Consider the following 19,418-nt stretch of genomic DNA (forward strand, 5'->3'; position numbering starts at 1 on the left):
TCTCAAGCCTTTGCCGTGCGCGCGGCCGGCAGGGCCGCCACGTCTGGGTGGGCGATGATGCCGTTCGGCATACGGTCTCGCAATTCGTCTTCCTGCTCGCTCATCACGGCTTTCAGGCGCGTGGCGATGCTGGCCTGCCGGTTGTCATTCGTCACCTTCTGGCCGAAGAGATCAGTCACATAGAAGGTATCGATGACCTTTTCGCCGAAGGTGGTGATGCGGGCGGAATGAATATCCAGCGACAGGTCGGCGATCACAGCCGTCATGTCAGCCAGAAGTCCGGGCCGGTCGAGGCATTCGACTTCGATAACGGTGAACTTGTTGGACAAACCATTCGAGATGGTGACGGAAGGGGGAATGGTGAAGGCGCTTTTCTTCTTGCGGCTCTTGGTGCGGGTGGCGATCATTTCCGGCAGGCGCTGCTTGCCGGAGAGAACCTCCTCGATGAGCTTGCCGACATTGTTGCCGCGCCGCGTCTCATCCTCATCGATCGGAAATTCGCGGTTGATCAGGATCGTATCTAGTGCCCGCCCGTCGGACGTCGTGAAAATCTGCGCATCGGCGATATTGGCGCCGGCCGCCGCACAGGCGCCGGTGATGATGGACAGCAGACGCGGATGGTCCGGCGCCAGCACGGTGATTTCGGTGATGGCATGGAAGGAATGGGTACGCACCATGGTCGACAGCGCTTTTTCCTGCTTGTCGGCCTCACGGATGAAGCGGGTGTGGCGCACCTGGTCTTCCAGCGCCACCGTCAGCAGATAGGGCTCGTAATGCAGCTTGGTATATTTGCGCCGCGCCTTCTGGCCCCAGTCGTCGAGTGCGTCGTAGAGCGCCTGCCGGGCGATCTGCGCGCGCTCCTTGCGGGAGACCTCCGAGAAGCCGCCCGACAGCAGCAGTTCGGTCTCGTAATAAAGCGAACGCAGCAGCTGCCCCTTCCAGCCGTTCCAGACACCCGGACCAACGGCGCGGATATCGCAGACCGTCAGGATGAGCAGCATCTTCAGCCGCTCCATGGACTGCACCTTGTCGGCAAAATCGGTGATGGTCTTACGGTCATGCAGATCGCGCGTCTGGGCGACCATGGACATCAAGAGATGCTGCTCGATCAGCCAGACCACCGTTTCGGTCTGCTTGCCGGTGAGGCGAAAACGCTGGCAAAGCTTGCGGGCCACGCGCGCGCCGGCAATCGAGTGATCCTCCTGCCGGCCCTTTGCCACATCGTGCAACAGCACGGCGACATAAAGCGCCTCGCGTTCCTCGACGCTCGGCATCAGCTGGTTGGCAAGCGGATGGGCATCGACGGCCGTTCCCTTGTCCACTTCCGACAGAACGCCGACGGAGCGGATCAGATGCTCATCCACCGTATAGTGGTGATACATGTTGAACTGCATCATCGCGACGATCTTGCCGAATTCGGGGATGAACTTGCCGAGCACGCCGGCCTCGTTCATGCGGCGCAGCGTCAGGGCCGGATCACGCCGCGACGTCAGGATCGACAGGAAAAGCCGGTTTGCCTCTTCGTTTTCCCGCAGCTCGTCATTGATGAGCGACAGCGAACGCGTGACGACACGCAGCGCATCGGGATGCAGTTCGAGATTGTTGATATCGGCAATGTGGAACAGCCGGATCAGATTGACCGGATCGTTCTTGAAGACATCGGGCTTGGCGAGCGCGATGCGGCCGCGATCCTCGACGAATTCCACCGAGCCGGGAATCTTGCGCACACGGTGGGCGAAGCGGCTGAGAACGCCGGAAAGACCCGGCACGTCCTTCGCCTGCCGATCTTCAAGGGCGGCGCAGACGATGCGGGTCAGATCGCCTACGTCTTTCGCCACGAGGAAATAATGCTTCATGAAGCGTTCGACGGCGGAAAGGCCGGGGCGCGGCTGATAACCGAGCGCATCGGCGATTTCGCGCTGAATGTCGAAGGAAAGGCGCTCTTCGGCCTTGTTAGTGATGAAATGCATCTGGCAACGGACGGCCCAGAGAAAATCATCGGCCTTTTCGAACAGCCTGAGTTCGCGCCGCGACAGGACGCCGAGCTTCACCAGATCGGCCGTATCGCGGACGTGATAATAATATTTGGCGATCCAGAACAGCGTATGCAGGTCGCGCAACCCACCCTTGCCTTCCTTGACGTTCGGCTCCACCAGATAACGCGTATCGCCCGCCTTACGGTGGCGCTGGTCGCGCTCGGCGAGCTTTGCGGCGATGAATTCCGGACCGGTGCCGGTGACGACTTCCGACTCGAAGCGTTTTTCCAGATCGTCGGTCAGGGATTTTTTGCCGCAGATCGCCCGCACTTCCAGGATCGCGGTGCGGATCGTCATATCGGATTTGGAGAGGCGGATGCATTCATCCACCGTACGGGTGGCATGGCCGACCTTGAAACCGAGGTCCCAGAGGAGGTAGAGCACGAACTCCACGGCCTTGTGCATGTCAGGTGTGTTCTTGGCCGGCAGCAGGAACAGGAGATCGATGTCCGATCCAGGCGCCAGCGTCCCGCGACCGTAACCGCCGACTGCGGCAACCGCGATCTGCGGTGTGTCTTTCGGATAGACATATTGGCAGGCGAGATCATAGAGGATTTCGATCAGCCGATCCTGAAGCCAGGAAATGCGTCTGGCGCAATCGATGCCGCTGCCATCGGCTTTTAATAATTCTCTAGCCTTTTCCCGGCCTTCCGTGCTGGCCTTGCGAAAGATCGGCAGCAGATCGGAGCGAATATCGGCAATGCGTTTGCCGTCTTCCTTGAAGATGATGTCGCATTCGCGCTTCAGCGCCGATACATCGAGAATGTCGGAAAAATCCAGGTCCTTGATGGCCATCTATGCCGGTATCCATGTCCTGTGGGAAATCCCACCACTTGCGATGGGAGTGTCCTATAGCGAGTTTTAAAGGCGATGGACAGGCAATCTATCCCTTCAAGCCTTGCCAAGTTCTTTCTTCAACGCATAGAGCGCATCCAATGCCTCACGCGGCGTCATTTCGTCAGGGTTGAAGCCTTTCAGAGCTTCCTCCAGCTTCGATGGTCCGGCCTTGCGGGTTTCCTCGCGGCGAACCGCGATCTGGAACAGCGGCAGATCGTCGATCAACTGGCTGGCCGGGTTCTTGCGGTCGGCATCTTCGAGCTTCGTCAGCACCTCGCGGGCGCGCTCCACCACCGATGCGGGCAAGCCCGCAAGCCGGGCCACCTGAATGCCATAGGAACGATCCGCAGCGCCCGGTCCGACCTCGTGCAGGAAGATGACGTCGCCTTCCCACTCCTTCACCCGCATCGTGGCATTGGAAAGGCGGCCGAGTTTCTCCGACAGCACGGTCAACTCATGGAAATGGGTGGCGAAGAGACCACGGCAACGATTGACCTCGTGCAGATGCTCCACCGCCGCCCAGGCGATGGAAAGACCGTCAAAGGTCGCCGTGCCACGGCCAATCTCGTCCAGAATGACCAGCGAGCGATCCGTCGCCTGATTGAGAATGGCGGCGGTTTCCACCATTTCCACCATGAAGGTCGAGCGGCCGCGCGCCAGATCGTCCGATGCGCCGACACGGGAAAACAGCCGGTCGACGACGCCGATATGGGCGGCTTCCGCCGGAACGAAGGAGCCGATCTGCGCGAGAATGGCGATTAGCGCATTCTGGCGCAGGAAGGTCGACTTACCGCCCATGTTCGGGCCGGTGAGCAGCCAGATCGCACCGTTCTTGCCGCCATTGACGGCCGACAGATCGCAGTTGTTGGCGATGAAGGGTCCGGCCGACTGCCGCCGCAGCGCCTGCTCCACCACCGGATGCCGCCCGCCCTTGATCGCAAAGGTCATGGAAGCATCGACGATCGGTCGGCAATAGGCCTGTTCGGTTGCGAGATAGGCAAGGCTCGAGGCGACATCGATCACCGCAAGCGCCAGTGCGCCGGCCTTGATCGCTTCCGCCTGCTGCACCACGGCCTTGACCATGCGCTCAAAGGCTTCCAGTTCCATGGTCAAAGCCTGCGCAGCGGCATTGGCGATGCGGCTTTCGAGATCGGCAAGCTCAGTGGTGGTGAAGCGCATGGCGCCTGCCATGGTCTGGCGGTGGATAAAGCGCGCCTTGGCCTCATCCGTCGCCATCATCACATCGGCATTGCCCGCCGTCACCTCGATGAAATAACCCAGCACATTGTTGTGCTTGATCTTGAGCGACTTGATGCCGGTCTCATCGGCATATTTGAGCTGCAACCCGGCAATCACCCGACGCGACTGGTCGCGCAGCGCCCGCACCTCGTCGAGTTCGGGATTGGCGCCTTCACGCAGGAAACCGCCGTCACGCTTCAGAAGCGGCAGATCGTCGGCAAGCATCGAGCCGAGCATGGCTTCCAGCCCGCCGGGCAAGGCTTTCAAATCCTTCAGAGCCGTTGCCAGCTCATCCGGCAACAACCCGTCATCGAGAATGGCCGCTATTTTTTCGGCGGAAACCAGTCCCAGCCGGATGGCGCCGAGATCGCGTGGCCCACCGCGCTCCAGCGCCAGACGCGAAAGCGCACGCGGCATATCGGCGACATGTTTCAGCGCATCACGCAGGCCGTCGCACAGCGAGACGTCATCGATGAGATAGGCGACGGCATCGAGGCGGGCGTTGATCCTTTCCGGGTCGGTCAAGGGCGACATCAGCCGCTCGGCCAGAAGCCGTGCACCGCCGCCGGTTACCGTGCGGTTCAGGGCATGCAGCAGCGATCCGTCCCTTTCGCCCGACAGCGTCTTCACCAGTTCCAGATTGGCGCGGGTGGCGGGATCGATGAAAAGCGTGGAGGCGGCACTTTCACGCTCCGGTGCACCGAGCGGCGGGCGCTCGGCGATCTGGGTCTTCTCGACATAGGCGACGGCAGCGGCGGCGGCCGCCATTTCCACCCGCGAAAAGGCGCCGAAACCATCCAGTGTCGAAACGTTGAAATAACGCGCGATGCGCCCTTCCGCCGTGGCGCTGTCGAAGAGGATCGCCGGCTGCGGCACTGCTACGCGGCCAAGCACATCGAAGACCGGCCGCAGTTCCTCGTCATGGAAAAGGCTATCGGCGACGATCAGCTCACGCGGATCGATGCGCCAGATATCGGCGAGCAGCCGTGTCAGCGTTGTCTCCGCCAGGCGGAAGACGCCGGTGGAAATATCGATCCAGGCGAGCGCAAACTGCGCCTCGGCACTGCCGCGAATGCGGGCAAGCGCCATCAGATAGTTGGATTCCGTCGGTGAGAGCAGTTTTTCTTCAGTCAGCGTGCCGGGCGTGACAAGCCGCACCACATCACGCTTGACCACGGATTTCGATCCGCGCTTCTTGGCTTCCGCCGGATCTTCCACCTGCTCGCAGACGGCGACGCGATAACCGCGCAGGATGAGTTTCTGCAGATAATCATCCGCTGCATGGACGGGAACACCGCACATGGGAATATCGTGCCCCATATGCTGGCCGCGTTTCGTCAACGTGATGCCGAGAGCGCGAGAGGCTTCTACCGCATCGTCGAAGAACAATTCGTAAAAATCGCCCATGCGGTAGAAGAGCAGCGAACCGGGATTGTTCGCCTTGATCTCGATATATTGCTCCATCATCGGAGTGGCCGTCGCGCGGCTCTCTTCCGAGATCAGGGAAGCGGTTGTCAGAACGTCCGTCAATGGCCTGCCGATGTCATATCGTGTTGCGGAAAAGGAGCGCCGACACTAGCGGCAATCTCCACCTTAAGACAACACGCGCAGGGACGCTGCCCACAGGAACATCCCGCCCGGCTGCGCCAAAACCCGGTCAGCCGTTGATGCGCTCGGCCTCGCCACCGTAATAGCTGATGTAACGACCGGCGATGGACGAAACCGGCAGGACTACGAGGACGTCGGTGGTGTTGAAGGCATGGTCCACAACCGCGCCGGAGCCGAACATGGCGCCAAGGCGCATATAGCCCTTTATCAGCGGCGGCATGGCGTTCAGCGCCTTGCGGGCGTTGAGCGCCTCAGCCGGCACGAGGTCCATCTCATGGTAAAGCTCGGGAAGGGCGGAGGCTTCCCACTCACCCTTGGCCACGCAATTATGGTGCAGGAAAGACAGGGCAAGCGCGTGGGCTTCCGGCTGCACGCCGGGGAAGGAGGCACAGCCGATCATGGCATCCATGCGGTGTTTCACGGCATAGGCCCAGTTGCCCTGCCACAGAAGCTCGACGGTGCGCTTGGTGCGATATTCCGGCAGCACGCAGGAACGGCCAAGCTCCATGAAGCGCTTGCCCGGATGGCGCGCAACGAGACCGGCAATATCAAATTCGCTGGCGGAATAAAAACCGTTATTGGCGAGCGCCGTTTCCTGACGCAGAAGACGGTAGGTGCCAACGATCTGGTCCTCGCTGTCGCCTTCGATCGCCTTGTCGAGCACGAGCAGATGATCGCAGACGCTGTCCCAGGCATCGATATCGCGCTTGCGGCGCATCGCTTCTGCCGGAAGGCGCGCCTTCATTTCCTCGACAAAGACCCGGTAACGCACGGATTGTGCGGCATCGATCTCACGCTCATTTCTTGCGAGCCGTGTTTCAAGTGTACCGATACGACCGAAAAGACCCTCATTATCCTGCACAGTCTCAGGACGAGGATGAATGACAACATTGTTTTCACAAATGTCGTGATTGAGTATTTCGGCAACCATGGGGAATCGCTCCGCCACCAAAGAATTTTCCTGTCATAAATCACTAATTGACGACAGAATAGTGACAAAATGCAGCCAGAGCGAGTCTGTTAAATTATGATGGCGACACACGTTTCGCCTCCAGCAGGCGGCGAATTTCCTCGACCAGCCGCCTCGGGTCGGCAGGCTTGGTCAAAACCTTGGCCGCACCGGCCTCCAGCAAGATTTCAGCGGTCGCGGCACTCGCATCGCCGCTCAGCACGATAACGGGAACATTTGCCTCGCCCTTCAGCGTCAGGAGAAGGTCGGGTAACACCTCCAGCCCCTCACCACCCGGCATATTGAGATCGGAAATGATGAGGTGCGGCAATCGAGAGGCGCCCGGCGCCACCGACTGCTGCAGGGCGTGAAAATCGTCAACGGTGCGGACAATAAAGCCGCTTTTTTCGAGCACGGCGCGAATGATGCGGGCATTGACGGCGTCGTCCTCGGCCACGAGGATCTCGATGCCGCTTGCGCCTTCACTCACCCGCGACGAAAACCCCACATCCGGGTGATTGTCGTTGATGGCGTCGCGCCGTTCTATTCCACGCAGGCGGCCGCAAAGGACGTCGATCAGGGATTTTTCGCGCAGCGGCCGGATCAGCCACGCATCGAAGGATACATGCATCGTCGAAGGCCGCTCTTCGGGACTGACCAGCAGCGTGCGGCGAACATTTTGTTGTGGCCACTCCTTCAGATCGTCCCTGAAGAGAGCAGAAATGCGTTGATCGACGATGATATCGGTGAGGCTGGCGGCCAAACTACCCGTCTTGTCCTTCAGCCTTTCCAGATCCTCCGGCTGATGGATGAGAATACATTTGCCGCCGAAAGCCTCTATCGCCTCCATCGTCACCGCTGCCGCCACCCCCCTGGGGGCGACCAGCAGGACATTCGTATGCTGAAGGCAATGACGCCGGCCTTGGTCCGGCATTCCGGCAGGCGCGCTGCCGGGGCGGAAGGCGAGCGTGAAGGTGCTGCCCTTGCCCTTGCGGCTCGATACGGTGAGACTGCCGCCGAATTCCCGCACGATGCGAGCGGAAATGGCCAGCCCGAGTCCGGTTCCTGCACTTCTCTGCGACATGGGGCCAGCCTGCTCGAACTCACCGAAGATACGGGCCTGCTCCGCCGCACTCATGCCCGGGCCGGTATCTTCGACGGTGATCAGCAATTCACCCTCGACCATGCGCGCCCGGATGACGACTCCGCCGTCCCGGGTGAATTTGACGGCGTTTCCAAGCAGGTTGAACAGGACCTGACGCAGCCTTGCCGGATCGAAATCCAGATAATCGGGCACATCGGGCGTGACGAAGGAGGTGATTTCGATGCCCTTTTCATGGGCGCGATGCGCCAGCATCTCGACAATGCTCTCGATCAGCCGTCGCAGGTTCTCCGCCCGCGGATTGAGCTTGAAACGGCCCGCCTCCATGGTCGAATAGTCCAGCAGGTCCTCGACCAGCTGCACCAGCGACTGGCCGGACTGTTTCATGCCATCGAGATAATTCCGCTGCTCTTCATTGAGCTTCGTCTGCGACAGAAGATGGTTCATGCCGAGCATGCCTGACAGCGGCAGGCGGATTTCGTGGCTTACGGTGGCCAGCAATCGCGCTTTTTCGGCATCGGCCTTTTCGGCGCGCAACCGTGCGTCCTCCCTTTCGCCAAGCGCCAGACGCTCTTCGGTCACGTCCCTGGCGATGCTGCTGATAAGAAGACGGCTGCTTGCGAGATCGCGGGTCACGGCATCATGCCAGGAGAAAATGCGCTGGCCAAAGGGGGTCGCGATTTCTACGTCATAAACGTGGGCTTTACCGCCCGGCCGGAACGCGATGCCAATTTCCTCGCAACTCAGTCCCTCGGGAGCCGAGCAACCCGTCATTTCGCGAAAGACGGCGTTCGCCTCGACGATGCGCCGGTCCATGTTACGGATCACGACAATATCGCCCATGGCTTCCTGCATCTCGGCGATCAGCGACCGGTTTTGCATTTGCCGCAGCCGGACATCCGAATAATCGGCTTGCAGTTCGCCGGGCTGAGGGGACGTTTTGCCGAAGAGCGCGTAGAACAGGAGGCCGACGAGCACGGCGGCAAAGAAGGATGCCAGCGCGACGGTGACCGCATAGGGCACCGCGAGCGCAATCAGCGCCGCAGAGAACGCACCGACTGACAAGGAAACGGCGACATGGAGCGCGATCGATCCAGCATTGATCTCACGGGCCGTATCAGTGCGGTGAGGTGTCGCCTTGGCATGATCCATCGGCTGCGCGGCCGGGGCAGCCGCGTGGAGGCCATCTGAAACTCTTTCCCGAAGTCTTGCCGGTTCGCTCATAAACAACCGCTACCACGGCAGCGGTTTTGATATGTTTGGCTGAAACCCTAAAATTTTACTTTTTTGCCGCGCGAGCGTGCAGAAACTCATCCAGAATAACGCAACCCGCACCAATGGTTATGAAAGTGTCGGCCAGATTGAAGACCGCGAAAGACCATGTGTCGGTGTGAAACAGGATATAATCGATGACGTGTCCGTAGAAAAAGCGGTCGAGAAGATTGCCGGCCGCGCCTGCGATGATGAAGGCAAAACCCAGATGAGCAAAGGTTCGGTCCGCCGCCGTCTTGCGCCAGAGCCATAGCACAAAGACCACGATGACGAGCCGCATGCTGACGATGAACCAGCCATGCATGTCAGACAGCATCGAAAACGCCACGCCGAGATTATAGGTGCGGTAAAGCGCCAGGAACGGAACGACCGGCACCATCTCCTGTAACGGCAGATAGGCTTCGACCAGTTGCTTGACGATCTGGTCCAGCACCAGTGCGGCGACGATCAGCGCGAAAGCCGGGCCAAATTTCGAAAACAACGCCGCTTTGGCCATTACTTCACCGGTGTCAGTTCGAGGAGATGTCGCCGCGCTTCGAAAAGCATGACGGCGGTTGCGATGGCGAGATTGAGGCTGTCGGCACGGCCCTGCTGCGGAATGCGGGCCAGCTGGTCGGCCTTGCCGGCCAGTTCCGGCGGCAGGCCCGATTGTTCATTGCCCATCAAGACCACGACCGGCTTGCCGGTGTAGTCGATCTTTCGATAATCCACGGAACCGGCGAGATGGGTGGCGACAACGCTCACATTGGCCGATTTTTTCCAGGAGAGGAACTCCTCGACCGAAGCACGGGCAACAGGCGTGGCGAAAACCGAACCCATGGTAGCGCGAACCGTTTCCAGCGAGAAGGGATCGGTGCAATCGCCGACCAGAATGACGCCCGAAGCGCCTGCCGCATCAGCCGTGCGGATGATGGTGCCGAGATTACCGGGATCGCGGACCCGGTCGAGCGCGATATAGGTCTCGCCCTTTTCCGGGCGAATATCCTTCAGCGATTTCCATTTCTGCTCGAAAATGCCGACGACCATCTGCGGATTGTCGCGGCGGGTGATCGAGGCGATAACCTTTTCGCTGACTTCCAGCACCAGACCGCCGGATGCGACCGTCTTCACCGCCGCCTGCTCCACCAGCGGCTTGCCCTTGGCGGCCTTGGCATAAACCAGCGTCTTGATCGTCCAGCCCAGTTCAAGCGCGTCGATGACCAGCTTCAGGCCTTCCGCCATGAAAGTGCCGGTCTCTTCCCTGCCCTTTTTCTGGGTGAGCGCCTTGATATCCTTGATAATGGGATTGGCAAGGCTGGTCACTTCCTTGACCTGGCCAACCCGGCGCGTCGTGTTTTCGCGCATATCCTTCGTCATTTCGGCTCCCAGCGGCTGAATAGCGATGTGGAAAGCACCCGGCCCGGCGTCTTGCCATCAAGACCGGCCTCGCGAATGACGAGTTCGCCGGATGCGACAACGCCACCGGCGCCACGCATGGTTTCGCGCATCAGTTCGTGCATCGAATAGAAGCTGGCACGGATGGAATAGGCCGTCAGCACAAGGCCGAGCGCTCTGGGCGACAGGATTTCACGGCAGATATCCAGCATCAGCGGCAGATGGTCGAATAATTGCCAGACTTCGCCATGGGTGCCACGGCCGAATTTCGGCGGGTCGGTGAGGATGACGTCATAGGTGCTGCCGCGCCGTTCCTCACGCTGGATGAATTTCATCGCGTCTTCGCAAATCCAGCGGATCGGTGCCTGTTCGAGCCCGGCAAGCGCCTGGTTCTCCTTTGCCCAGCCGATCGCTTTCTTGGAAGCATCGACATGGGTAACTTCGGCGCCCGCAGCCGCCGCGACCAGCGAAGCGACGCCGGTATAACCGAACAGGTTCAGCACTTTCAGCGGTCGGTCGGCGGTCTCGACGGCGTTTTTCAGCCATTCCCAATGGACGATCTGTTCCGGAAAGACACCAACGTGACGGAAAGCGGTGAAACGGCCAAGAAAATCGACCCCGAGCAGGGATAGTGGCCAGGTTTCGCCAAGCGCCGCCTTTGGAAAACGCCAGCGGCCCATGCCGTCCTCATCGGTATCACCGGTGAAAATGGCGTCGGCATTCTGCCATACGCGGTCAGGAACCGAGGGTTGCCACAGCGCCTGCGCCTCGGGACGGACGACGCGATATTCGCCGTATTGTTCAAGCTTCAGGCCGTTGCCGCTGTCGATCAGGTGAAAATCGCCAGCACCACTCGATTCCAGAATGACCGGAACCTGTTCTGCGGGACGTTCGCCGGTGCGAGGCTTGAGCGGCCGCGCAGGCACCTGCTCAACGGCTGCCGCCGGCGCAACCTTTTCCCTCGGCGCAGGCTTTGGCACGCTGCGGACTGCGTCCGGCTCGCGCTTTTTTGGTGCCACTTCAGCCCGCCGTGCCGGCTTTGCGGCATGAACCTGTTTTTTCTCGCTCCCGGCACGTGCACGATTGCCCGGCCGGCTGTCTTTTTTCTTCAATGGAAATCTTTCCGCTTCTGCCCGCGTCTTATGGCGCAGCAAATAGCATTCCACGCGCCGCTCGCCTAGAGCCGGAACGAATGTCGGCTACATCACTTTGCCGGGAGTTGACCGGCATTGGCAACATGGCCGGTCGCAGCAGCTTTCTGCCGGTTCGCCTCGTCATGCCAGCGAACGGCTTCTTTCGCCTCGATACGGGCGCGTTTGCGATGTTTGCCCTGCGCAAACCAGGTGGCCGAAGACCCCAGCAGCACACCAAAAATGACGGCCAGAAACAGGAAGACGAAAAACGGTGCGGTGAAAGAGAGAACGCCATCTTCCGGCCGGAAGGGATTTAACGCCAGCGTCACGGCCTGACGATTGGCAACGCACAGGATGACGAGAATAATCGCCAGCGGAAGCAGGATGATGAGGTTGATGATTTTTTTCGACATCCGAGAATACTCCATCGCTGCGGGGCTCCGCTAGCTCCGTTTCCGGCGCGTGCGTTGAGGACGATCAATCGTCCTCTTCGTCACCCATGCCGGGGTTCAGGCGCTCGCGCAGTTCCTTGCCCGTCTTGAAGAAAGGCACCCATTTTTCCTCGACGAAAACCGACTCACCCGTGCGCGGGTTCCGGCCGGATCGCGAAGGACGGTTTTTCACCGAAAATGCGCCGAAACCACGAAGCTCGACACGATTTCCTGCCGCAAGGGCATCGGTGATTTCATCCAGCACCGCATTGACGATGTTTTCCACGTCGCGGTGATAAAGGTGCGGGTTACGCGCAGCAACGATCTGCACCAGTTCAGACTTGATCACGGTTGCCCCCTGAAAGAATTGGATTTTTAACGCGGCTCAACCTGCCAAACGGAAACAAGACCGTCAAGAAACAACTTGTCCGCACCGAGCTGGCCAGGGCCTGCGAAGGGAATTAAATCGTCATATCCCAGAAACTTCGCTATTTGCGCAACACTGAAAAGCGCAAAAGGCGAACGGGACGACGGCGCGCGCCATTCGACGATCGGCAAATCCTTGGCAACACCGCGTGTTTCGAAATAGCCGCGAATTTCCTTTTCGCCGCCCAGCGTATCGACCAGCTTGTTGGCGAGCGCCTGCCTGCCTGTGAAAATCGATCCATCCGCGAGTTTGAGCACATCTTCGCGCGGCAACTTGCGGCGATCGGCCACAAGATCGACGAACCAGCCGTAGCTGTCCATCACCATGGCGCGGATCATCGTCTTCGCCTCCTCCGGCGCCTCATGGAAAGGCGAAGGCTCCGCCTTCATCGGCGACGACTTGATTTCCTGCAGCGAGACGCCGAGCTTTTCCATAAGCTGGCCCACCTGCGGATACTGGAAGATTACACCGATCGAGCCGGTGATGGAGGTTTCACCGGCAACAATGGTATCGCCGGCCGACGCGATCATATACCCAGCGGAGGCCGCCAAAGTGCGGACATCGGAGACGACCGGCTTCTTTTCCGCAACGCCGCGAATGGCCTTGAAGATACGCTCGCCGCCATAGGTTGTGCCGCCGGGCGAGGAGATCGAAACGATCAGGCCTTTGACATTGTCGCTCTTGGCAATCTTGTCGAGCCGCTCGAGAAGTTCGGTGTTATCCTGGATCAGACCGGAAACCTCGACACGGGCAATATGCGGTCTGGCGCTTTGCTGAGGCTCGGTCCATAAAAACCGGTAAAGGCCGAAAATGCCGGCGACGAGCAGGAGAACGGCGGCAACCCGCCAGAAAGTCAGCTTGCGGCGCAATTGCCTGCGATCCGCTATCGCCATATTATCCATCGAAAACCTCTGCCATCCGGCCTTTGAGCGACATGAGCATCACGGCCATATGGTTCTTCTAGCGCGAAGCCGCAAGGAAACAATAAGGAAACCAGAATTACGATAAAATTCGCATTTCCCTTGCACCTTTCCAGACAAAAACCATATTGGCAGGACAAAGCACTCGTGCCAAAGACTTTAAGATAAACATACAAGCTTCAATTGTGCGCCAGAATGGCGCCCAGGAAGTTTCCGGATCCACTCTTATGCTTGAAAGACTTCGCGAACCAGCGCCAGCATTTCCGCTGCCCAATGACCAGAACGGCGCTTACGAGCGTGCGCTCAGGCATTCTGCGCGCGTGAAGCGGCTGAAAATCATCCTGCCCCTCGGCGCGGCGGTCATTTCGCTTGCCTTCATCGCCGTTTCGCTTATCCGGACCTGGGCGCCCGATGAGGTCTCGCTTGAAAGCGCGAGGATCGAGGACGGCAAGATCGTGATGGAAAAACCCGCGGTTGCCGGCCGCAACGAGAAGGGGATCGATTATTCCATGAACGCCGACCGTGCGTTGCAGGATATCGCCAACCCCAACCTCATGACGCTGGAGAAGGTTCTGGCCGCAGTGCCGGTGAACGATGGCGTCGCCCAGGTAATTGCCAAGGAAGGCATTTTCGACCGGGCCACCAACACGCTGAAGATGACGGCCCCTTTTGACATCAATCTCAGCAATGGCATACAAGCGAAGTTCCAGTCTGCGGATGTCGATTTGAAGGCCGGAAAAATGAGCAGCAAAGAGCCCGTTTCGATCAAAACAAACGACGGCTCGATTGTTGCGCAATCGATTGATATCGCCGATAATGGCAAGACGATTACATTTTCGGGGCAGGTACGGGCACGTATCGCTGCATCCAATATCAAGAATGAAGGCAAGTGAGAGCCCGGTCCAGATGATGCAAATTTCCCGTCCCGTTTCCATTGGCAAATCCGCGGGCCTTACGGCCTTTGTTTTCTCCTGTCTTGCAACCGTGGCTTTCGCTCAGAACACCACGAGCAACATGCAGGGCGTCAAGCTCTCCGGCGACCAGCCGATCGCCATTGAAAGCGATCAGCTCGAAATCCGGGATCAGGAGCGCAAGGCCTATTTCACCGGTAATGTGAAAGTGGTGCAGGGCACGACCACCCTTCAGGCCGGCAAGATGACGGTGAACTACAAGGGAGAGGGTTCGTCGCTCACAAGCGGCGATGCCAATATCGAAAAAATCTTCGTTGATAATAATGTCTATCTGACGTCCGAGACCCAGAAGGCCACGGCCGATCACGGCGAATTCGACATGGCGGCTCAGACCTTCATTCTGACGGGCAAGCAGGTTGTGCTGTCTGAAGGCACGAATGTCTTCACTGGCTGCAAGCTGACTGTTTTGATGAATACGGGACAGGCGAAGCTCGAAAGCTGTGGCGGCCCCGTTCGGATCATGCTCGATCCGAAATCGCAGAAAAAACAGTAGTCTCACCTCGTGAAGATACCTTCGATCTCAAAAATATTTGGCGGTAGGCGCAACCGATCCGTGGAAGCGACATCGCAAGCCGACAAGGCTCGTTATGAAGGCACCCTGATCGCGCATGGTCTGACGAAGACCTATAATACGCGCCGGGTCGTCAACGGCGTTTCCCTGGTCGTGCGCCGCGGCGAGGCCGTGGGACTGCTTGGCCCCAACGGCGCGGGCAAAACCACCTGTTTTTACATGATCACCGGCCTCGTGCCCGTCGATACCGGCAAGATCGCCATCAACGGCAATGACGTTACCGGCATGCCGATGTACAGGCGCGCGCGCCTCGGCGTCGGTTATCTGCCGCAGGAAGCCTCGATTTTTCGCGGACTGACGGTGGAAGAAAACATCCGCGCCGTGCTGGAGGTCCACGAACCGAACAGCGTCAAGCGCAACCACAAGCTCGATGAGTTGCTGGAAGAGTTTCATATTGCGCAGCTGCGCAAATCGCCGGCAGTCGCACTTTCGGGTGGCGAACGCCGCCGCCTCGAAATCGCCCGTGCTCTCGCGACCGATCCGACCTTCATGCTCCTGGACGAGCCTTTTGCGGGCGTCGACCCGATTTCCGTCAGCGACATCCAGAATCTTGTCCGGCATTTGACCGCACGCGGGATCGGCGTTCTCATTACCGACCACAACGTCCGCGAAACGCTCGGCCTCATCGACCGCGCCTATATCATCCATGCCGGTGAGGTTCTGACCCATGGCCGTGCGGACGATATCGTCAATAATCCGGACGTTCGCCGCCTCTATCTCGGCAATAATTTTAGCCTGTAGCCCCCGGGCGCGAAAGATTCTTCATCGCGCCCCACCCTGACGCTTGACCAAACAAGATAAAAAAGCAATTTTTGGGCCAAGTTCTCTTGCCTCCGCAAAATTTATGAAAACTGTGGCAATGGAGAAGCTGTAAGGGGAGTTTCGCGTCCGCCATGGCATTATCTGCCAGCCTTTTGCTGCGTCAAAACCAGTCTCTTGTGATGACACCGCAACTGATGCAGTCCATCCAGCTGCTTCAGATGACGCATTTCGAGCTGACGCAGTTTATTGCGCAGGAGGTCGAACGCAATCCGCTGCTTGAAATTGCGGCAAACGACGGCGATTTGGGCGGTGACAGCCCGGCGGATGCGGAGAATTTCGGCGATGCCGACAGCGAGGCTTCGGATAAATCCGCTGCGATAACGGCTGACAGCGACGACTGGTACGGTGAGCGCGCCGCCAATCTTGGCGAACAGCTGGATACCAGCTTTGAAAACGTCTTTCCCGACGACGGCGAACCCAGAAAAGCCGACGCCCCCGAGCTGGCGGCCCAGTGGAAATCCATGCCCGGACAGGAATCCGGCGAAGGTTACGATCTGGACGACTTCGTTGCCGCAAAACAGAGCCTCGGCGACCATCTCAATCAGCAATTGCCGCTCGCCATTTCTTCCCCGGAGGAGCGGATGATCGCGGATGCGCTGATCGGCCAGCTCGACGAAACCGGCTATATCGCGACGGACGCTGTGGATGATGTCGCCGAACGGCTGGGAGCAACCCCATCCGCTGTTGAGCAGGTTTTGAAAACCCTTCAGGGCTTTGATCCTCCGGGCGTGTTTTCCCGCTCGCTGAGCGAATGTCTGGCAATCCAGCTCGCCCAGAAAGATCGGCTCGATCCGGCGATGCGGGCCTTTGTCGACAATCTGGAACTTCTGGCCAAACGGGACTTTGCGGCCCTGAAAAAACTTTGCGGCGTCGATGAAGAAGACCTTCTCGACATGCTGGCGGAAATCCGCACACTCAATCCACGCCCCGGCGCGGGCTACGATTCGACCGTTTCGGAGACAATCGTCCCCGATATCATCGTGCGCCCCTCTTCCACAGGCGGCTGGCTTGTGGAAATCAATCCCGAAACGCTGCCTCGCGTGCTCATCAACCAGACCTATTTCGCCGAGGTCTCACGGCACAAGGTTCGTCAGGGCGAGGATCAGGATTTTCTGGCCGAGTGCATGCAGACGGCCCATTGGCTCACCCGCAGCCTGGACCAGCGCGCCCGCACCATCATGAAGGTGGCAACCGAAATCGTTCGCCAGCAGGACGCCTTTCTCGTCAATGGCGTGGATCACCTGCGCCCGCTGAACCTGAAGACGGTGGCCGATGCGATCAAGATGCATGAATCCACCGTCAGCCGCGTGACGTCGAAAAAATACATGCTGACGCCGCGCGGTCTGTTCGAGCTCAAATATTTCTTCAGCGTGTCGATCAGTTCCGTGGAAGGCGGCGACAGCCATTCGGCGGAAGCGGTGCGCCACCGCATCAAGGGCATGATCGCGCAGGAGTCTGCCGACGCCGTGCTTTCCGATGACGATATCGTCGACAATCTGAAAAAGAGCGGCATCGATCTCGCCCGCCGCACCGTCGCCAAATATCGCGAGGCGATGAACATCCCCTCCTCCGTGCAAAGGCGCCGGGAAAAGAAAGCGCTGGCGAGGGCCTCAGCCTACTGAGCAGCGAAAGCGATCACGTTTTCAGGGCTCGGCTGCCGCATCCCGGCTGCACCATTGACTCTTGCCACGCCAGGGGCTAGAAGCCCGCCGCACACGTAAGCAAGGTCATTTGTAACGGATTCATCTCCACCGTCCATGGGCGTAAAATTCGAATGGGGGCTTTTTAAGGTCTTCGAAACGCTTGGATGCGCGCGCGGCTTGACGTAAGCTGGTACTCGCAAATCACTACAAAAAGGAAAATTTCCATGAGTGTGCGTGTATCTGGTAAACATATGGAGATCGGTGAATCTTTCCGTCAGCGGATTGAGGACAATATAGGTCTGGCGGTTACCAAATACTTCGATGGGGGGTATTCAGGCCAAGTGACCGTGGAGAAGTCGGGATCGCGTTTTGCCGCCGATTGCAAGCTGCATCTCGATACGGGCGTTGTATTGCATGCGGCGGGTCAGGCAAATGATCCGCAAGCGAGTTTCGATGCCGCCGCAGAGCGGATTGAAAAGCGCCTGCGTCGTTACAAGCGCAAGCTGAAAGATCATCATAGCGGCGCAAATGGCGTGATGCCGGAAATCGCCTATACGGTGATGGATGCTATTCCCGATGAGGATCACGAGGTCCCTGAAGATTACGCACCCACCATCGTGGCAGAGAGTTCGAAACAGATAAAGACAATGTCCGTTGCCAGCGCCGTGATGGCGCTCGACATGACGGACGAACCGGTTCTGCTCTTCCGCAGCCCGGGCAAGGAATATCTCAACATCGTCTACCGACGTCATGACGGCAATATCGGCTGGATCGACGCGGAAACGATCAAGAGCTGAACAGTCTGACAGGACTGTGGGAGGCAGGGCGCGAAAGCGTATCTGCCTCCCACATCGTCTCGATGGCATGAAGGAAAAAGAGAATGGCGTTGGCAGATTTGCTGCAACAAGATGCGATTATTCCCGCCCTCAAGGTGAATTCCAAAAAGCAATTGCTTCAGGAGCTGGCCGCAAAGGCAGCCAGAATTACCGGAGTCTCGGAACGGGAAGTTTTCGACGTCATCCTCCAGCGTGAAAAGCTCGGCTCCACCGGTGTGGGCCACGGCATCGCCATTCCGCATGGCAAGCTCAACAGCATCCATCAGATCACCGGCGTTTTCGCACGCCTTGAAACGCCGGTTGATTTCGAAGCACTGGACGACCAGCCGGTCGATCTGGTTTTCCTGCTGCTCGCGCCCGAGGGCGCCGGCGCGGATCACCTCAAGGCCCTGTCCAGAATTGCGCGCGCCCTGCGCGACCCCGAACTGGTGGCCAAGCTGCGCGCCACCGATTCCGATACGGCAATCTACGCCTTCCTCAATCAGGAGCAGGCGACGGCGGCCTGATCGCCGCTTCCCTGCTGGCCTCAGTTTTCATGACATAAAAAACGCGCCCTGAAGGCGCGTTTTTTATTGGGGTAAGAAGAGAATGCCTCAGGCATCCTTTTCATTGAGAGAAGACGTGCCCGGCTCGGCCGATGCGGATATCTCAACTTTCGGGCCGCCCTTGGCGACGCCAACCATGGCGGGGCGCAGGACCCGGTCGCCGATGGTGAAGCCGGCCTGAACCACCTGAACCACGGTATTGTTCGGAACCGCCGGGTTGGGGATTTCGAACATGGCCTGGTGGAAATTCGGGTCGAACTTCTGGCCTTCGGCATCGATCTTCTTGACGCCGTGGCGTTCCAGCGTCGACAGCATCGAGCGCTCGGTCATTTCCACGCCTTCAATCAGGCCGTTGAGACCAGCTTCGCCATTGGTCTTGAGTTCGTCGGGAATGGCCTCGAGAGCACGGCGAAGATTATCGGAAACGGCGAGCATGTCGCGCGCAAAACCGGCGAGCGAATAGGACTTGGCGTCCTTGACGTCACGCTCGGTACGGCGACGAAGATTGTCCATTTCGGCCGCGAGGCGCAGGAACTTGTCGCGCAGATCGGCATTTTCAGACTTCAGCAGCTCGACCGGATCGGGTTCGGCGATTTCAGACGGCTCTTCCCCGGCAAGCGTGGGTTCGACAAACTCTTCGGCGACATCAGCGTCAGGTCCGGGCTTTTTTGTATCGTCGGTCATGACGTTCTCCAGATTTGA

The 19,418-nt window shown here is 59.0% G+C and carries 17 protein-coding genes; 6 read left to right on the top strand and 11 right to left on the bottom strand.

Annotated features, from left to right (window positions below; all coding sequences use genetic code 11):
- Nucleotides 1–2: 2 nt before the first annotated feature.
- The 10 genes from AC1ROR_RS11390 to sppA all read right to left on the bottom strand — a co-directional run bounded on the left by AC1ROR_RS11390 (nucleotide 3) and on the right by sppA (nucleotide 13,310).
- A complete protein-coding gene (locus AC1ROR_RS11390; protein ID WP_498589446.1) occupies nucleotides 3–2,831 on the bottom strand; it encodes a [protein-PII] uridylyltransferase in 2,829 nt (942 codons plus the stop codon).
- A 96-nt stretch (nucleotides 2,832–2,927) separates the two neighbouring features.
- Nucleotides 2,928–5,579, bottom strand: coding sequence for a DNA mismatch repair protein MutS (gene mutS, locus AC1ROR_RS11395; protein WP_498589597.1), 2,652 nt, complete (start codon nucleotides 5,577–5,579; stop codon nucleotides 2,928–2,930).
- A 190-nt stretch (nucleotides 5,580–5,769) separates the two neighbouring features.
- A complete protein-coding gene (gene olsB / locus AC1ROR_RS11400) occupies nucleotides 5,770–6,651 on the bottom strand; it encodes a l-ornithine N(alpha)-acyltransferase (protein ID WP_035219224.1) in 882 nt (293 codons plus the stop codon).
- A gap of 94 nt (nucleotides 6,652–6,745) precedes the next feature.
- Nucleotides 6,746–8,995, bottom strand: a complete 2,250-nt coding sequence (locus AC1ROR_RS11405; protein ID WP_142172780.1) for a hybrid sensor histidine kinase/response regulator — start codon at nucleotides 8,993–8,995, stop codon at nucleotides 6,746–6,748.
- Between the two features lie 55 nt (nucleotides 8,996–9,050).
- The gene (gene lspA / locus AC1ROR_RS11410) at nucleotides 9,051–9,539 is read right to left on the bottom strand and encodes a signal peptidase II (RefSeq protein ID WP_003493513.1); all 489 of its coding nucleotides are present in this window, start codon (nucleotides 9,537–9,539) and stop codon (nucleotides 9,051–9,053) included.
- Nucleotides 9,539–10,399, bottom strand: coding sequence for a TrmH family RNA methyltransferase (locus tag AC1ROR_RS11415; protein ID WP_142172779.1), 861 nt, complete (start codon nucleotides 10,397–10,399; stop codon nucleotides 9,539–9,541). Before AC1ROR_RS11415 ends, lspA begins: the two co-directional genes overlap by 1 nt.
- A complete protein-coding gene (locus AC1ROR_RS11420; RefSeq protein ID WP_498589447.1) occupies nucleotides 10,396–11,529 on the bottom strand; it encodes a class I SAM-dependent methyltransferase in 1,134 nt (377 codons plus the stop codon). Before AC1ROR_RS11420 ends, AC1ROR_RS11415 begins: the two co-directional genes overlap by 4 nt.
- A gap of 92 nt (nucleotides 11,530–11,621) precedes the next feature.
- A complete protein-coding gene (locus AC1ROR_RS11425) occupies nucleotides 11,622–11,963 on the bottom strand; it encodes a LapA family protein (protein WP_498589448.1) in 342 nt (113 codons plus the stop codon).
- A 64-nt stretch (nucleotides 11,964–12,027) separates the two neighbouring features.
- Nucleotides 12,028–12,354, bottom strand: coding sequence for an integration host factor subunit beta (locus AC1ROR_RS11430; protein ID WP_219256707.1), 327 nt, complete (start codon nucleotides 12,352–12,354; stop codon nucleotides 12,028–12,030).
- A gap of 2 nt (nucleotides 12,355–12,356) precedes the next feature.
- Complete coding sequence (gene sppA / locus AC1ROR_RS11435; protein WP_142172773.1) at nucleotides 12,357–13,310, bottom strand: signal peptide peptidase SppA; 954 nt, start codon at nucleotides 13,308–13,310, stop codon at nucleotides 12,357–12,359.
- A 245-nt stretch (nucleotides 13,311–13,555) separates the two neighbouring features.
- On the opposite strand from sppA, the gene lptC reads away from it, so the two are divergent.
- From lptC to ptsN, 6 genes are all read left to right on the top strand, one after another.
- On the top strand, nucleotides 13,556–14,221 hold the full coding sequence (lptC, locus tag AC1ROR_RS11440; RefSeq protein WP_167377506.1) for an LPS export ABC transporter periplasmic protein LptC: 666 nt from the start codon (nucleotides 13,556–13,558) through the stop codon (nucleotides 14,219–14,221).
- 13 nt (nucleotides 14,222–14,234) lie between these two features.
- Nucleotides 14,235–14,792 (top strand): LptA/OstA family protein, encoded by a 558-nt coding sequence (locus AC1ROR_RS11445; RefSeq protein WP_080833251.1) that lies wholly within the window; start codon nucleotides 14,235–14,237, stop codon nucleotides 14,790–14,792.
- A 60-nt stretch (nucleotides 14,793–14,852) separates the two neighbouring features.
- Nucleotides 14,853–15,611, top strand: a complete 759-nt coding sequence (gene lptB, locus AC1ROR_RS11450; RefSeq protein WP_498589449.1) for an LPS export ABC transporter ATP-binding protein — start codon at nucleotides 14,853–14,855, stop codon at nucleotides 15,609–15,611.
- Between the two features lie 152 nt (nucleotides 15,612–15,763).
- Nucleotides 15,764–17,314, top strand: a complete 1,551-nt coding sequence (gene rpoN / locus AC1ROR_RS11455; protein WP_498589450.1) for an RNA polymerase factor sigma-54 — start codon at nucleotides 15,764–15,766, stop codon at nucleotides 17,312–17,314.
- Between the two features lie 245 nt (nucleotides 17,315–17,559).
- Nucleotides 17,560–18,132: a ribosome hibernation-promoting factor, HPF/YfiA family gene (gene hpf, locus AC1ROR_RS11460; RefSeq protein WP_035219244.1), complete on the top strand. Its 573-nt coding sequence runs from the start codon at nucleotides 17,560–17,562 to the stop codon at nucleotides 18,130–18,132.
- Between the two features lie 83 nt (nucleotides 18,133–18,215).
- Nucleotides 18,216–18,677 carry a PTS IIA-like nitrogen regulatory protein PtsN gene (ptsN, locus tag AC1ROR_RS11465; RefSeq protein ID WP_003503792.1) on the top strand — a complete coding sequence of 154 codons (462 nt, stop codon included), beginning with the start codon at nucleotides 18,216–18,218 and terminating at the stop codon, nucleotides 18,675–18,677.
- Nucleotides 18,678–18,764: 87 nt separating this feature from the next.
- On the opposite strand, the gene grpE is transcribed toward ptsN, so the two are convergent.
- Entirely contained in the window at nucleotides 18,765–19,400 is a 636-nt protein-coding gene (grpE, locus tag AC1ROR_RS11470) for a nucleotide exchange factor GrpE (protein ID WP_142172767.1), read from the bottom strand.
- Nucleotides 19,401–19,418: the final 18 nt, after the last annotated feature.

This window comes from Agrobacterium sp. GW821-FHT14E08 (assembly GCF_058803865.1).

What these genes read in the sequence shown, in the direction of transcription:
- grpE (WP_142172767.1), bottom strand. Translation starts at nt 19,400, where the DNA reads ATGACCGACGATACAAAAAAGCCCGGACCTGACGCTGATGTCGCCGAA.
- AC1ROR_RS11425 (WP_498589448.1), bottom strand. Translation starts at nt 11,963, where the DNA reads ATGTCGAAAAAAATCATCAACCTCATCATCCTGCTTCCGCTGGCGATT.
- lspA (WP_003493513.1), bottom strand. Translation starts at nt 9,539, where the DNA reads ATGGCCAAAGCGGCGTTGTTTTCGAAATTTGGCCCGGCTTTCGCGCTG.
- AC1ROR_RS11445 (WP_080833251.1), top strand. Translation starts at nt 14,235, where the DNA reads ATGATGCAAATTTCCCGTCCCGTTTCCATTGGCAAATCCGCGGGCCTT.
- ptsN (WP_003503792.1), top strand. Translation starts at nt 18,216, where the DNA reads ATGGCGTTGGCAGATTTGCTGCAACAAGATGCGATTATTCCCGCCCTC.
- mutS (WP_498589597.1), bottom strand. Translation starts at nt 5,579, where the DNA reads ATGATGGAGCAATATATCGAGATCAAGGCGAACAATCCCGGTTCGCTG.
- sppA (WP_142172773.1), bottom strand. Translation starts at nt 13,310, where the DNA reads ATGGATAATATGGCGATAGCGGATCGCAGGCAATTGCGCCGCAAGCTG.
- AC1ROR_RS11415 (WP_142172779.1), bottom strand. Translation starts at nt 10,399, where the DNA reads ATGACGAAGGATATGCGCGAAAACACGACGCGCCGGGTTGGCCAGGTC.
- rpoN (WP_498589450.1), top strand. Translation starts at nt 15,764, where the DNA reads ATGGCATTATCTGCCAGCCTTTTGCTGCGTCAAAACCAGTCTCTTGTG.
- AC1ROR_RS11405 (WP_142172780.1), bottom strand. Translation starts at nt 8,995, where the DNA reads ATGAGCGAACCGGCAAGACTTCGGGAAAGAGTTTCAGATGGCCTCCAC.
- olsB (WP_035219224.1), bottom strand. Translation starts at nt 6,651, where the DNA reads ATGGTTGCCGAAATACTCAATCACGACATTTGTGAAAACAATGTTGTC.
- AC1ROR_RS11390 (WP_498589446.1), bottom strand. Translation starts at nt 2,831, where the DNA reads ATGGCCATCAAGGACCTGGATTTTTCCGACATTCTCGATGTATCGGCG.
- lptC (WP_167377506.1), top strand. Translation starts at nt 13,556, where the DNA reads ATGCTTGAAAGACTTCGCGAACCAGCGCCAGCATTTCCGCTGCCCAAT.
- hpf (WP_035219244.1), top strand. Translation starts at nt 17,560, where the DNA reads ATGAGTGTGCGTGTATCTGGTAAACATATGGAGATCGGTGAATCTTTC.